The organism is Rufibacter sp. DG15C (assembly GCF_001577755.1).
In the GTDB taxonomy this organism is placed as follows: domain Bacteria; phylum Bacteroidota; class Bacteroidia; order Cytophagales; family Hymenobacteraceae; genus Nibribacter.
The window spans coordinates 2,577,000-2,591,659 of sequence record NZ_CP010776.1; the positions used below are offsets into that span (position 1 = coordinate 2,577,000).

Here is a 14,660-nt window from a genome sequence, read left to right on the forward strand (position 1 = left end):
TTCATTGAAGCGCCAGAAGTCAATAAAAGCAAAAGGCACCTTATTTCTAAGGTGCCTTTTGCTTTTAAGTATACATCAGAGTTGGTACGTATTACATCAAAATACCCGCTAAGGCTGCTGACATGTATGAGGCCAAGGTTCCGCAGATCAAGGCTTTTACGCCCAGCGCGGCAAGGTCTTTTCTGCGTTCTGGTACTAACTGACCAATACCACCCACTTGAATGGCAATGGAGCTGAAGTTGGCAAAACCGCAAAGCGCGAAGGAGGTAATCAACAAGGTCTTAGGGTCCAAGGTGCCTTTAATAGCGGCAAGGTCCAAGTAGGCCACAAACTCATTGATGACAATCTTGGTACCCATCAAGGAACCGGCAGCAAACATATCCTTTACAGGTACGCCCATGGCTACGGCAAAGAGAGAGAAAATGCTTCCTAGAATGCTCTTCAGGCTCAAGTTCTCCAAAGGAATACCTACGGCGTCCAGAGACATGCCCATGCCGGCTAAGAACGTACCCACATAGCCTAAGAAGAAGTCCACCAGGGCTATCAAGGCAATAAAACCTACTAGCATGGCCACCACGTTCAAACCTACGCGTAATCCGTCAGAGGCACCGTGAGAAATGGCATCTACCAGGTTGGCATCTTGCTTCACCACCTCAATCCCCACTTTCCCTTTGGTTTCAGATTCTTCGGTTTCTGGGAAGACAATTTTAGAGATCACCAAGGCGCCGGGGGCAGCCATGATACTAGCGGCAATCAAGTACTCAGCGGGTACGCCCAAGGCTATGTACACGGCCATTACACCCCCTGCAATACATGCCATGCTACCCGCCATAGACGCTAACAATTCTGAGTTGGTCATGGTAGGCAAATATGGCTTGATCATGATTTGTGCCTCTACCTGGCCCACAAATACGCTGGCCACGTTAGACACCGCCTCACTACCACTCACGCCCATCAGTTTATGCACCACTTTGGCCACCACAGACACAATGCGCTGCATCAAGCCAATGTGGTAGGCAATGCTTACCAAAACCGCTACAAAGATGATGGTAGGAACAATCTTAAAGAAGAAGATCACGTCATTGCCCGGGCCAAAGGCGCGGTCCATTTTTTCTTTGTTCACAAGCGCGCCAAACACAAATTCGGCACCGCGGTCAGAGAAGCTCAGGATTCTGGTAATACCGGCTCCTAGTTTAGAGAACAGCATTTGGCCAAACGGCACTTTCAAGATAAAAAAGGCTAAGCCTAATTGCAGGAGAAGCCCCACTACCACTAAGCGAATATTGATAGCCTTCCGGTTATTGGAAAGCAGAAAGGCAATGCCTAAGATTAAGACAATTCCTATTAGTCCGGTAAAACGGTCCATGGGCAGTTAGAAAGGGTAGTTAAGAGTTTGTTTAGTTGGGTATGGAGAGCAATAAAACCAAGGAAATGCAACGCGTAAAAGTTAGCGCCTACTTCCCATTCTTACAAAAATAAGGATTTTGAAGTATTAAACGACTTCTCTCTAAAATCTTATCTATAAAAGTTTTCTGGGCATATAACCCCTGATTCCGCAGGCTGAATGCGAATAGAGAGGCAATAAAAAAGCCCGACAATCTGCCGGGCTTTTCTCAATTAAGCAAGTGCTTTATTTAGGAAACAATTACTGGTTTGGCTTGTGAGGTTACATTCATCTTGTCCACGTTGGTAGTATCTACTACAATTGGAGAAGCAATGAACAAGGTAGAATACGTACCGGTCAAAGAACCTACCAACATGGCAAAGGAGAAGCCTCTCAGCGTTTCACCACCAAAGATGAAGAGCACAATCACCACTAGCAATACCGTTAAGTTGGTAATGATGGTACGGCTAAACGTGCTGTTCAAGGCCGGGTTCACAATGTCTCTAAACTTCATGCGTGGGTTCTCCTGCGTGTACTCCCTGATACGGTCAAACACTACCACGGTGTCATTGATAGAATAACCAATAATGGTCAGGATAGAGGCGATGAACACCTGGTCCATCTCAAAAGAAACCCCAAACAGGTTGGCAATGGTGAAGGCAGAGAACACTACCAACACGTCGTGGATCAAGGCGATAACCCCACCCAAGCTGTACTGCCATCTGCTGAAACGGAAGGCCAGGTACACGAAGATACCGGCAAAGGCCAGCAATACGGCAATTACAGCTGTCTTCTGAATATCATCGGCCATGGTAGCGCCTACTTTAGAGGAGCTTACAATTTTAGGATTCTGGCCTTGGTACTCCGTTAAACCTTTCACCAATGCAGCCTGTACGGTTTCATCGGCTTGGGTAGACTCATCCTCGGCTAGGTAACTGGTCGTCACTTTTAAGCGGTTGGCAGCACCAAAGGTTTTTACCTCAGTACCTTTTCCTTGGAACTCATCGTCCAGGGCAGAGCGTACATCAGAGGCTGGTACGGCACTGGTAAAGTCAACTACGTAAGAACGACCACCTTTAAAGTCAACGCCCAATGGCAATTCGCCTTTAATGAACACGGCGGCAATACCAAAGGCAATAAGGATGGTAGAGAACAAATACGCTTTTTTACGGTTGCCTAGAATGTCAAACTTGATGTTCTTAAACCAGTTTCTAGATAGTGCAGTCTCCAAAGAAAGGGTGCTGGCGTTGTTGCCTTTCGCCATCCACTCTATCAAAATTCTAGACACGTACACCGCTGTAAAGAAGGAGGTAGCAATACCAATCATCAAGGTGATGGCAAATCCTTTTACTGGACCAGATCCAAAGAAGTATAGGATGATACCAGCCAATAAAGTGGTCACGTTGGAGTCAAAGATGGAGCTAAACGCTTTGCTGTATCCTTTCTTAATGGCTTCCTGAATATTCAAGCCAGCCGCCATTTCTTCCTTGATACGCTCAAAGATTAGTACGTTGGCATCCACAGACATACCCATGGTCAATACCATACCGGCAATACCAGGCAAGGTAAGCGCCGTGCCAAACTGAGCAAGGATACCAATGATGAAGAAGATGTTGAACAACAAGGCGATGTTGGCAATCAAACCACCTTTAGCATAGTAGGCAATCATGAAGATCACTACCAGGGCAAGACCCGCCAAAGAAGAAAGCAAACCTTGGTTGATGGCTTCCTGACCCAAAGAAGGACCCACAATGGCTTCTTCTACAATACGGGTAGGGGCTGGCATTTTACCGGCCTTCAAGATGTTGGCCAAATCCTGGGCTTCATCAATGGTGAAAGAACCAGAGATGGAAGAGTTACCACCACTGATCTCATTCTGTACCACTGGCGCAGAGTATACATAGTTGTCAAGAACAATAGCTACCTGACGACCGATGTTGTCGGCGGTTAAGCGTTGCCATTTCTTAGAACCAGCTACGTTCATAGCCATGTTGATTTCTGGCTGACCCGTCTGGCTGTAATCCTGACGGGCGTCAGCGATGTACTCACCTGTCAAGGGAGCCTTGCCGTCACGTCCTTTCTTCACCGCGAATAGTTCTAAGAACTCAGCACCGTCATTGGCCACAATTGGTTTCACACCCCATAAGAACTTCATGTTCTGCGGGAACAAGGCACGTACTTCTTCCTTAGCGAACAAAGCGTTCACTTTAGCCGTGTCACGTACGTTAGAGCCCAAACCACCCGGAAGCGGCGTGAACAAACGCGCCAACAAAGAGCTCTGGTTGGTGTTTAAAGAATCTTTCTTGGTGCCAGCAGTATCTGCTTTGGCCAATTGGTTGGCAAGTGCCGTGGTATCACCAGAGGCTTTTGCCAAGGTAGTGTCTTTTGGTGCCGCAGCGGCAGCCAAAGTAGAAGCACCAGCGGTAGAAGTACCTTTTAGTTTGTTGGCAGACTCCTCTTTTACCAGGTAGTCATTCAACTGCGTGAAGTAAGGAGCAAACTCATCTGTGCGCCATACTTCCCAGAACTCCAGGTTGGCAGTTCCTTGCAATAGTTTACGAACACGCTCTGGGTTGTCTACACCCGGTAATTCAATCTGGATGCGGTTAGTACCTTGTAATTGCTGGATGTTTGGCTGGTTTACGCCAAACTTGTCAATACGCGTGCGCAGGATGTTGAAAGAGCGGGCCACGGCGTCATTCACCTCCCGGTTGATCTCTGCCAATACTTGCTGGTCTGTAGAGGCGTAGTTCAAGTTGCGGTTGGCGCTGTTGGCAAACAGTGAAGAAAGCTTAGCGTTAGGGGCAATCTCACGATACGAGCGGTAGAACAAGTCTACAAAGTTCTCTTGGCTGTTTACCTGCAATTTCTGGGCTTGGGCAATGGCTTGCTCAAACGCTGGGTCTTTGCGGTTGCCGGCCATGGTTCTAATGATTTCTACCGGAGAAACCTCTAGGGTCACGTGCATGCCGCCTTTCAAGTCAAGACCAAGTCCTAACTCACTTTCTTTGATTTCTTGGTAGGTATATTCTTTACCTAATACGTTTAAAACAGGGGCTCTCCAGACAGAGTCCAGGTACGTCTGTTTTTTATATTGGTCTACATTGCCTTTGGCATCAGTGGCATAGGTGGCAGCTTTCTGCTCCACATTGCGTGATACCAGGCTAAGTGATAGAAAGTACAGGCATAGCACCGTGACTATCACCGTCAGGAATACAATAAATCCTTTGTTACGCATGGGTTTTGTAAAATGTATAGAAAAGTATTAAAAATGCTTAAGAGGCCCTAATAGCCCGTATGGCCGCTTTTGTCAGCCTTGCAAGGGATAAAATATAGGGAGTAAAGAGTCTGCATCCCTAGGGTGGCCCAGAAAGGCCAGGATGCGGAAAGAACGCGTTAAGGAGCGTTGGGTGAAATAGGCTGGGTGGCCTGCTGCTGCAGGAAGAAAGTCCAATAAGCCAGCGGCGCCTCCATTTTAAGGTTTAGGGCCTCAGGTGCCGTAAACGAAAAGGTAGGTAACAGCGCGGGCTCCGCTAAAACAAGGTCTACAAAAGAAGTGGTGGCCTCCAGAGAGACTCTCTGCTTGACAATAGTGCCTTCCGCCTTCTTATGTGCTTTTACCGCCGTTTGCTCTGCCGGGGTGGCAGTATGCGCATATGCCGGCAGAACCTGGTGGTTCACAGACAATACCAACAGCAGCGCCAAACTAGTCCATAGCAGGCGCCAATGATGTGATATGTTCTGTCCGGTTTTCATCTGTATAAGCAAAGATATAGGAATCCTGCATAAAACAAAAGCCTCTGCCTTACACTTGGTAAAGCAGAGGCTTTTAGAAAGAGTTCCAGCGCCTTAGAAATATGGGCCTGGTTATTTGCTGATTTTTGAGTTCAAGTAAGTCACCAGTACCTCAAGGCCTTTGTCAAAATGACGGTTATTGGGGATGATTACATCTGCATCGTTCTTGAATGGCTTGATGTATTTCTCATAAGTAGGGGCTACGTGGTGGGTGTAGCGGTACAACACGTCATCCAGGTCATAGCCACGCTCTACTTTGTCTCTGATGATGCGGCGCTGCAGTTTAATGTGCTCCTTGGCATCTATGTAGACCTTTAAGTCCAGGAGTTTAGCCACTTCCTCATAATAGAAAACAAAGATGCCTTCTACCACTACAATAGGGGCCGGTTTAAACTCAAGTTGGCGCGGCACTACGTTGGGATTGTTGAAGGTATACTCCTGACGGTGGATGGTCTCGCCTTGGCTTAGCTTAAGAATGTCCTGGGCATAGGCAAGGCTGTCAATAGAGGTAGGTAAATCAAAGTTAAGGACGCCTTGGTCATCTTTGAACTGTTTCTCACGGTCATGGTAATAGTTGTCCTGTGAGATGAGGCAGATGTCCTCAGGTGCATATGAAGCCAGTAATCTACTCAAGAAGGTGGTTTTTCCTGAGGCGCTCCCTCCCGTAATGCCTACAATGAACGGCTTTTGATGCATAAGTGCAATTGGTTTACGGGGTGCAAAATTAGGTGTTTGTACGCATGCCGCCTAACGATGCCTCAAAAGAATTTGCTCAGGTACCGGTTTGTACATACCGGTGCTGCAAGAACGAAACCAACTGCTGCACCGCGCGCGCCCTGTGGCTGATTTCATTCTTCTGATCACTGCTCATCTCTGCGAAGGAAAGCGGACTGGTCTCTGGCGCGAAGATGGGGTCATAGCCAAAACCGTTGGTGCCTCTGGGCGCATCCAGAATGTGGCCTTCCACAATACCGTCAAAATAATGCGGCTCGCCGTCCTCCAGAATCAACACAATGGACGTCCTGAAACGTGCCTTGCGGTTTCCATTCCCTTGCAGGTTGTCCAAAACCTTCTGCATATTGGCTTGGTTGTCGCGCTCCGGTCCCGCATACCGCGCTGAATACACACCCGGCTCATGATTCAAAGCTTCTACCTCTAACCCAGTGTCATCTGCAAAGCAGGGCGTCTTGTACTTCTCCCAAACGTACTGCGCCTTCTGCAGCGCGTTGCCTTCCAGCGTGTCCTGGTCTTCGGCCAGTTCCTCAGTGCAACCCAGTTCTTCCAAGCTCACCAATTCAAAGGGCGCACCCAGCAAAGACTGTATCTCTTTTAGTTTATAGGCATTGTTAGAGGCGAAGCAGATTTTCATAGCAAGCGTTTTTAGGCTGTTTTCTGGAAATGAGGGCAAAAACGGATAGAGGACAAATGACGAACGATAAAGTAAGAAACGGTTATTTAAAGACTAAGAATACGCCTATCCCTAACCACACCATCCCTATTATGAAATTTGCGATGGGCCCATAAGGCCTACCAAAGAACTTCTTCCATAAGACAGCGTCTGAAGAAGTTGCCACCGCTTTTGGCCATCTAAGGTCAAAAGCGGTGGATAAATACCATATTCCCCAAGCTATTAAAGCAATGCCTATCGCATACTGCATATTTCAAATCAATCTAACTGTGAAACCTGATTTATTACCGCCGTAGCATTACATCAAATACGCGCCGAAGGTCTCCTCGTTCAACTCAACTTTGATGTGCTCTTTGATGGTAGTAGCCAGGGAGTAACCTGTGTAGGTAGCTGAGATAGGGTAGAGGGGATGGTGGCGGTCCACCAGCGTGGCAATCTCCAGCTTCTTGCAGTCCTTCTCTAAGAAGGCGCGTAAGGTGTAGGCCAGGGTTTTGCCGGTATTCAAGACATCGTCCACTAGCACTACTACCGTGTCTGTGAGGGATTCTGGGCTTGGGGTTAGCTTGAGCTCGTGCTGCAGGGGTTGGGTCTTATGCAGGCGCACTTCCATGAGCTCAATGGCCAGCGGCGAAATCTTCTTCAGTTCCTCTGCCAGCAGTTGGGCCAGAAGGTAGCCGTTCTCATACACGCCTGCCAGTACCAGGCGCTCCTCCTCAAAATTGCGCTCAAAGATTTCATAAGCAATACGCGTAATTTTCTGAAGGATGGCTTGACGGTCCAGAATCAGGTTGTCAGTGGTAAAGGCCATAAACCGGGAGCTAGGAAGTGAAACATGAGAGTTGCGGCCAAATTACTGAAATATTTGCCAATCCGGCCATGCTGGGTGCAATCCAGTCACTCTGAAAAATTTTAGATATATAGTTTTAATATGCAGAAGATATTCTTAATTTTGCCACCTGATTCTAGAAATGCGTCTTTAAAAATACAGCAATACAATGAGAAAGGACATTCATCCTGAGTACAGAGAAGTAGTTTTCCAAGATACTTCCTCAGATTTTAAATTCATCACCCGCTCTACCATGAACTCTAACGAGACCATCACCATGGAAGACGGCAAGACTTACCCGGTGGTTAAAGTAGAGGTTTCTTCTGCTTCGCACCCGTTCTACACTGGTAAAAACCTTTTCGTGGATACTGCAGGACGTATTGACAAGTTTAAGCAGCGTTACAAGAAATAAGCGCTTTCTGCGCCCTAACGTATAAAGGTCTTCCCGAAATTATTTGGGAAGACTTTTTTATTTTTGACCCATGAACATCATCCTCTTCGACGACCCCACCCTGCGGGCCAACCTCCTGCCATTCACCTTCACCCGCCCCGTGGCGGAGATACGGGTAGGCATCCAAACCATCTCTGAGAAATGGGCGCATGTGTCCCAAAGCCAAGTTTCTTTCTTGACACAGGACTACTTGCAGCAGAAGTTTGCGCAGAAAACCACTGACGCCAATTTGTATGTGAACGGCGCCTTGTGCCCAACAGACGGTCTGTTCTCCCAAGTACAGGACTTGAAAGAAGGCCAGGCGTTGTACAGCGGTGAGACCTTGTTGGCCATTAATGCCGGCGCTACTGCCTATGCTTCTGTAGAGGAACTCTATGCGAACTTCAGCGCGGAGAAGATGAACGTGGAGGCGGCAGACGTGGTTTTGGTGGAAAATTCATGGGACATCTTTAGAATCAACGGAGCCCAGATTAAAGCAGACTTTGCCCGCCTGACCAAAGGCAGAACCAGCCAAGCGGTCAACGATCCGCATACCATTGTCTATGCGCCAGAGAATGTGTTCATAGAAGAAGGCGTCAAAATCAAAGCCGCCATTCTAAACGCCGAAGACGGGCCCATCTACCTGAGTAAAAACTCCCAGGTGCACGAAGGTGCGGTGATACGCGGACCGTTTGCGCTCTGCGAAGAAAGTACCATCAACATTGGCGGCAAGATGCGCGGCGATACCACTGTAGGCCCGCATTGCAAAGTAGGCGGCGAGGTAGGTAACTGCGTATTCTTCGGGTATTCCAACAAAGGCCACGAAGGCTACCTGGGCAACTCGGTGGTAGGGGAGTGGTGCAACTTTGGGGCAGACACCAACAACTCCAACCTCAAGAACAACTACGCCAAAGTAAAACTCTGGCACCACACCAAAGAGCGCTTCGTGGACACCGGCCTGCAGTTCTGCGGCCTCATGATGGCCGACCACGCCAAATGCGGCATCAATACCATGTTCAACACCGGTACGGTGGTAGGCGTTGGCGCCAACGTATTTGGCGCCGGCTATCCCAGAAACTTCATCCCGTCCTTCTCTTGGGGCGGCGTGACCGGCTATGAAACCTTCCAACTACGCAAAGTCTTTGAAGTAGCTCAAGTAGTCCTTGAACGCCGTGGCTTACCTTTGACAGAAGAAGATAAAAGCATCCTTACCCACGTCTTCGAACAAACCAAACCTTCCCGCAACTGGGAGAAGACGGCGTAAGGCGTAATTGTTTATTTTGGCTCCCGTTTTTAGGCTATTTTTCAGAAATTAGCCTAAAAACGGGAGTTTTTGTTTTCTCCGTTCCGAAATAACTATGCAAGGAAATGTTTTGAAATTCAACTTAGTAGGTAAAGAAAAACCCCTTTCTAAATTCATGGGGCGATTTGGTCTTTTTGGTATGGCTGTCTTTATTATTGGATTCTTCTTTGGCATTGCTGGGTTTGAACTCGCCTATACTATTGCCTTCTTAGCTTTACCTGTTGTTGGGGTTCCACTTTTAATTTATTCCATAGTAAATGCCATCAATGGAAAAGGGCCTGAATTGTCAAAGGAGTTTGTGACCTTTCAAACAGATGAAATTCAAATTGCTGCAGAGCTCATTCCTGTTTGCAATCTTAAAGTCATAGATGCAACATTGGATTATAAAGGAAGACCCAAAGGCGGAAAAATTCCTCCAAGTGATGGCACTGGTAGCTATATAAAGTTAAAGTTTTTAAATGATGACAAAAGGGTATGTCAGTTCTATTTAGAATCTAAAGAAAGAGCTGAATCTTTAGGAGGTGTCTTGTCTGAGATGAAAAAGAAGCATCCCTCTCTTGTCCTAATGAAGTTTTAAGAACCTTTAGAAAACCGTTTTCCGCCTGATTTCTGAAAAATAGGGCAAAAACGCCGTCACTATCTTATCTTTACAGTTCATCTGAAAACAAGCCTTCTGGCCTTGTTTCTAAACCAGAAATCACTGTGCAGTTTTCTCAAATTTACGGCCACCAGGAAACCAAGCAACTGCTGTTGAACTCGGTGCAGGCACAGCACGTGGCCCATGCGCAACTGTTCTTCGGGCCGGAGGGCGGGGCGAACCTGGCCTTGGCGCTGGCCTATGCCCAATACCTCAACTGCGAGACGCCCACGGCAGAAGACTCTTGCGGTACTTGCTCCAGCTGTTCCAAAATCAGCAAGCTCATTCACCCAGACGTCAACTTTGTGATGCCGGTGACCAAGACCAAAGACCAGTCAGAGGCCCTGAGCAAAAACTTCATCAAAAACTGGCGCACGTTCCTTGCGGATAGCCCCTACCAGACGCTCAACGACTGGATGCAGTACATTGGTGCCGACAACAAGCAAGGCAACATTGCCCGCGAGGAAAGCCGCGAGCTCATCAGAACCACCGCTTTAAAAGCCTTCGAGGCCAAATACAAAGTAGTCATCATCTGGTTGCCTGAGCTGTTGCACTCCACCACGGCCAACGCCCTGCTGAAGCTATTGGAAGAGCCGCCGGCCGCGACGGTTTTCCTGTTGGTAAGCAACTCCACGGACAAAGTACTGACCACCATTCTGTCGCGTACGCAGTTAGTGAAAGTGCGCATGTTCACAGAAGAAGAGGTGATGCATTACCTGACAGAACAGCAAAATGTAGACAAGGACACTGCGTACCAAGTGGCGCAGTTGGCCGAAGGGAATTTGCAGGCGGCGCGCGTGCTGAGCAAAGAGATGACCTCAGACTACTTCACGTTCTTCCTCAGCTGGATGCGCCTGTGCTATAACCACAAGTTTGACGGCATCATTGAGCAGAGCGAAGATTTTCAGAAACTTGGCCGTGAAAATCAGAAGAACTTCCTGCAGTTCGCCTTGAATCTATTGCGCAAGGTGTTGCTGTACGGCGTGGACAGTCAGTTGATTACCTTCTTGCCGCCGCCCGAAATGGATTTCGTGCAGAAGTTCTCCAAGCTCATCCACCAAGGCAACGGCGCCCAGCTCTCTGAGCAGATAAATGAGGCGCATTACCACATTGAGCGGAACGCGCACCCTAAGATTACGTTTTTAGATACGTCTATTCAGATTGCGCACTTAATCAGGCCAGTCGCTTAAATAGAACCTATGCAAGCAGATACAAACTCTCCTATCATAAGAATCGGGACCCGCGGAAGCCGTCTGGCGCTTTGGCAAGCCCACCACGTAGCAGACACGTTGCGGGCCCACGGCATGGAGGTGGACATTGTTACCATCACCACCAAAGGCGATTTAGTTTTAGATAAGTCCTTGGACAAAATAGGCGCAAAAGGCGTCTTCACCGAGGAGCTGGAGGAAAGCCTACGTGACGGCAGCATTGACATTGCCGTGCACAGCGCCAAAGACGTGCAATCCACCATTCCCGAGGATTTGGAGATGTTGGCCTTTATGGAGCGCGAGAAAGTGCATGACGTAGTCATTTCCTTTGACCCGCTGTTCAAACTAGGCGAAGGCCAGCAGGTGATTGGCACCTCTTCCACGCGCCGCCGCTCTATGCTCAAGCGCTTTTACCCAGACGTGATTACCGCCGAGTGCCGGGGCAACCTGCAGACCCGCATCCAGAAGCTGCAAGACGGCCAGTACGACGCCATTTTGCTAGCGTACGCCGGGGTGTCCCGCATGCAGTATGACCACATGATTGCCCAGCATTTGCCTCTAGATACCTTCATTCCGGCCGCCGGCCAAGGGAGTGTGGCTATTGAGTGCGCCAAAACCTTGCCACTGGAGCGTAAGTTGAAATTGAAGGAAGCCTTGGACCATACAGACACCCATACTTGCCTGGCCGCAGAGCGCGCCTATTTACGTACCATGGAAGGCGGCTGCAGCATCCCAACTTTCGCGCTGGCTACCTTAGAGGGCGACCAGTTGACCTTGAGAGCGGGCATCATCAGCTTGGACGGACAGGAGTTGATTCTGGAGGAAACCACCGGCGACAGAGAGCAGGCCGAGTCACTGGGCGAACAGATTGCCCACGTGGTTTTAAGCCAGGGCGGCGACCGCATCCTGCACCAGATTCGCGCCGAGAAGCACTAAGTTTGTTTTTGACCTAATTTCCAGAAATCAGCCGAAAAACAGAATATGTTAAAGAAACTCGCCCTCCTTTTTAGCCTTTGCCTGCTCCTTGCTGTGCAGACGCAGGCCCAGAAGAAAAGCAAGAAAGACTACCTCATCACCATCACCACCCCGCAGGGAGTTATGCGTTTGGTACTGTTTGAAGACACGCCCAAGCACCGCGACAACTTCCTGAAGCTGGTGAAGGACAAATACTACGACGGTACCACGTTCCACCGCATCATTAAGGAATTCATGATTCAGGGCGGCGACCCAAACACCAAGAACGAAGACCCAAATGATGACGGCGCCGGCAACCCGGGCTACACCATCCCCTCAGAGATTCTGCCGCACCACAAGCATATCTACGGCGCTTTGGCCGCCGCACGTCTAGGCGACAACATGAACCCCAAGAAGGAATCCAGCGGTTCGCAATTTTACCTGGTGGAGAACCAGGAGGGCGTTCATTTCCTGGACAACAACTACACTGTGTACGGCCAGGTGATTGACGGCTTGTCGGTCATCAACAAGATTGCCGAACAGGGCAAAGACTTCCGCGACCGTCCTACCACTGACATCAAGATGACGGTGACGGCCAAGAAGATGAAGAAGAAGCAAATCACCAAGCTCTACGGCTACCGCTACGAATAACCACTCGCTATGAAAACCATTCTCATTACCGGCTCTAACGGGCTTTTAGGCCAGAAACTGGTAGACCTGTTGCACACAGAAGCATCGGTGAAGATTATCGCCTCCTCCAGGGGGCAGAACAAGCTCGCGGAGATTTACCCGCAGGTAGCGTTTGTGGCCATGGACGTGACCAACGCCGAGCAGGTGGAGGAAGTCATTTCGGACACCCAGCCCACGCACATTATCCACACGGCCGCCATGACCAACGTAGATGACTGCGAAAGCCAGCGCGACGAGTGCTGGAAACAGAATGTGGATGCAGTGGAGAACCTAGTGAAGGCCAGCGAGCGCCACGGCGTGCACCTCATCCACGTCTCCACAGACTTTATCTTTGACGGCGAAAACGGCCCTTACTCTGAGGAAGCTGAAGGCAACCCAGTGAACTTCTATGGCGAGACCAAGCTGGCCGCCGAAGAACTGGTCAAGCAAGCCGCCTGCAAGTGGGCCATTCTGCGCACGGTGCTGGTGTTTGGCATTGTTCATGACTATGGCCGTTCGAACATTGTCCTGTGGGTGAAAGGCAGTCTGGAGCAAGGAAAGCAAATCAAGGTTGTCAACGACCAACTACGCACGCCTACTTTGGCCGAGGACCTGGCACAGGGCTGTTGGCTGGCCGCCAAGCATGACGCGCAGGGCATCTTCAACATCTCCGGCGAAGAACTGCTCACGCCTCACCAGATGGCTTTACAGGTAGCCGACTATTTTAACCTAGACAAAAGCCTGATTGAAGAAGTAGACGGAACGCTCTTCACGCAACCGGCCAAACGCCCACCACGCACCGGTTTTGACATCACCAAAGCCAAGACCCAACTCGGCTACCAACCGCATTCCTTCAAAGAAAGCATTGCCATTGTGGCGGGTCAGATTCAATAGTTTTATCATCGGAATTATGAAATGCGTTTTTGGTCTCTTTTCTTGAAAAGAGGCCAAAAACGCATTTTGGTTTTAAGCGGGTGAGGTTATACTTGTTACCAGCAAAACAATTCCAGAATTTTCCGTAATAGGCCTATGTTCAACCGTTTGCTCCGTCAGATACGCGACTACTTCAACTTCTCGCAACGCGAGCTCAACGGTTTTCTCATTCTCATTTTGCTCATGGCGGTATTCATTGCCGCGCCTTTTTTATTATACCAAAAAAATGAGCCCTATGACCCTACCACCGACCAGAAAATTCTAGACAGTCTGGTGGTGCAGTTAGACACCAAAGCCGCGCACGTGGCCGAGGAACGAGCTAATCGCTACCGCAAGAAGCCCATCAAACTCTACCGCTTCAATCCCAACCAGCTCAATGTGGCGCAGTGGCAAGAATTGGGGCTGAACAAATACATCGCTCAGCGAATTCTAAATTACCGCGCCAAGGCCGGCGACTTCAAAAGCAAAGCGCAACTGCAGAAGATTTATGGTCTGCCTGACACGCTCTACCAACTGTGGTACCCATATATTGACTTGCCTGAAGGTGTTGGTTATATAAAGAGAGGAAGCGAACCGTATTCGGGCTCTTTTCCAGAAAACAGGCCAAAAACGGAGTATGCGCGCAAGCGTTGGGAACTGCAGCCCTTTGATTTGAACACGGCCGACACTACCCAGCTCAAGCAGATTAGGGGCATCGGGAGCAAACTGTCCCAGCGCATTGTCAAGTTCAGGGACAAGATGGGCGGCTTTCATTCGGTGAACCAAGTGGCAGAAGTGTACGGCTTGGCGCCCGAGGTGATTGACAGCGTGCGCAAGTACACCTTCATTGCGCAAGGCGCCGGGCCGCAGAAACTCAACCTGAACACCGCCACGTTTGACCAACTTCGTCAGCATCCCTACATCGGTCTTAACCTAGCCAAAGCCATCATCAATTACCGCACGCAACATGGTGCTTACGGTAGTGTGGAAGACCTGCGCAAAATCAAATTAATAGACGAGGCGGCTTTTCTAAAGATGCAACCGTACCTAACGGTGCAATAAGGACGTTACCATAAGGCCATTGCAATTCTGCCCACAGGCACCGTTCTTTATACCACTACTCTTGCCTACCAC

At 49.1% G+C, this 14,660-nt stretch carries 14 protein-coding genes; 8 read left to right on the forward strand and 6 right to left on the reverse strand.

Features of this window, described 5'->3' with window-relative positions:
• Nucleotides 1–91: 91 nt before the first annotated feature.
• The 6 genes from TH61_RS11000 to TH61_RS11030 form a co-directional block, all read right to left on the reverse strand.
• Complete coding sequence (locus TH61_RS11000; protein ID WP_066509116.1) at nt 92–1,366, reverse strand: NupC/NupG family nucleoside CNT transporter; 1,275 nt, start codon at nt 1,364–1,366, stop codon at nt 92–94.
• Between the two features lie 268 nt (nt 1,367–1,634).
• Complete coding sequence (gene secDF, locus TH61_RS11005) at nt 1,635–4,622, reverse strand: protein translocase subunit SecDF (RefSeq protein WP_066509118.1); 2,988 nt, start codon at nt 4,620–4,622, stop codon at nt 1,635–1,637.
• A 158-nt stretch (nt 4,623–4,780) separates the two neighbouring features.
• Nucleotides 4,781–5,140 (reverse strand): RNA methyltransferase, encoded by a 360-nt coding sequence (locus TH61_RS11010; protein WP_157600686.1) that lies wholly within the window; start codon nt 5,138–5,140, stop codon nt 4,781–4,783.
• A 111-nt stretch (nt 5,141–5,251) separates the two neighbouring features.
• Nucleotides 5,252–5,875: a uridine kinase gene (locus tag TH61_RS11015; RefSeq protein ID WP_066509121.1), complete on the reverse strand. Its 624-nt coding sequence runs from the start codon at nt 5,873–5,875 to the stop codon at nt 5,252–5,254.
• A gap of 76 nt (nt 5,876–5,951) precedes the next feature.
• Nucleotides 5,952–6,548 (reverse strand): non-canonical purine NTP diphosphatase, encoded by a 597-nt coding sequence (locus tag TH61_RS11020; RefSeq protein ID WP_066509122.1) that lies wholly within the window; start codon nt 6,546–6,548, stop codon nt 5,952–5,954.
• A gap of 337 nt (nt 6,549–6,885) precedes the next feature.
• Nucleotides 6,886–7,395 carry a phosphoribosyltransferase family protein gene (locus tag TH61_RS11030; RefSeq protein ID WP_066509126.1) on the reverse strand — a complete coding sequence of 170 codons (510 nt, stop codon included), beginning with the start codon at nt 7,393–7,395 and terminating at the stop codon, nt 6,886–6,888.
• A 187-nt stretch (nt 7,396–7,582) separates the two neighbouring features.
• On the opposite strand from TH61_RS11030, the gene TH61_RS11035 reads away from it, so the two are divergent.
• From TH61_RS11035 to TH61_RS11070, 8 genes are all read left to right on the forward strand, one after another.
• Nucleotides 7,583–7,825: a type B 50S ribosomal protein L31 gene (locus TH61_RS11035; protein ID WP_066509127.1), complete on the forward strand. Its 243-nt coding sequence runs from the start codon at nt 7,583–7,585 to the stop codon at nt 7,823–7,825.
• Between the two features lie 70 nt (nt 7,826–7,895).
• Nucleotides 7,896–9,107 carry a GlmU family protein gene (locus TH61_RS11040; protein ID WP_066509130.1) on the forward strand — a complete coding sequence of 404 codons (1,212 nt, stop codon included), beginning with the start codon at nt 7,896–7,898 and terminating at the stop codon, nt 9,105–9,107.
• Nucleotides 9,108–9,201: 94 nt separating this feature from the next.
• Nucleotides 9,202–9,723, forward strand: a complete 522-nt coding sequence (locus TH61_RS11045; RefSeq protein WP_066509132.1) for a hypothetical protein — start codon at nt 9,202–9,204, stop codon at nt 9,721–9,723.
• 125 nt (nt 9,724–9,848) lie between these two features.
• Nucleotides 9,849–10,973 carry a DNA polymerase III subunit delta gene (locus tag TH61_RS11050; protein ID WP_066509134.1) on the forward strand — a complete coding sequence of 375 codons (1,125 nt, stop codon included), beginning with the start codon at nt 9,849–9,851 and terminating at the stop codon, nt 10,971–10,973.
• A 9-nt stretch (nt 10,974–10,982) separates the two neighbouring features.
• Nucleotides 10,983–11,927: a hydroxymethylbilane synthase gene (hemC, locus tag TH61_RS11055; protein ID WP_066509135.1), complete on the forward strand. Its 945-nt coding sequence runs from the start codon at nt 10,983–10,985 to the stop codon at nt 11,925–11,927.
• Between the two features lie 45 nt (nt 11,928–11,972).
• Nucleotides 11,973–12,596, forward strand: coding sequence for a peptidylprolyl isomerase (locus TH61_RS11060; RefSeq protein ID WP_066509137.1), 624 nt, complete (start codon nt 11,973–11,975; stop codon nt 12,594–12,596).
• A gap of 9 nt (nt 12,597–12,605) precedes the next feature.
• Nucleotides 12,606–13,508, forward strand: coding sequence for an SDR family oxidoreductase (locus tag TH61_RS11065; protein WP_066509139.1), 903 nt, complete (start codon nt 12,606–12,608; stop codon nt 13,506–13,508).
• Nucleotides 13,509–13,643: 135 nt separating this feature from the next.
• The gene (locus TH61_RS11070; protein WP_066509140.1) at nt 13,644–14,588 is read left to right on the forward strand and encodes a helix-hairpin-helix domain-containing protein; all 945 of its coding nucleotides are present in this window, start codon (nt 13,644–13,646) and stop codon (nt 14,586–14,588) included.
• Nucleotides 14,589–14,660 lie beyond the last annotated feature (72 nt).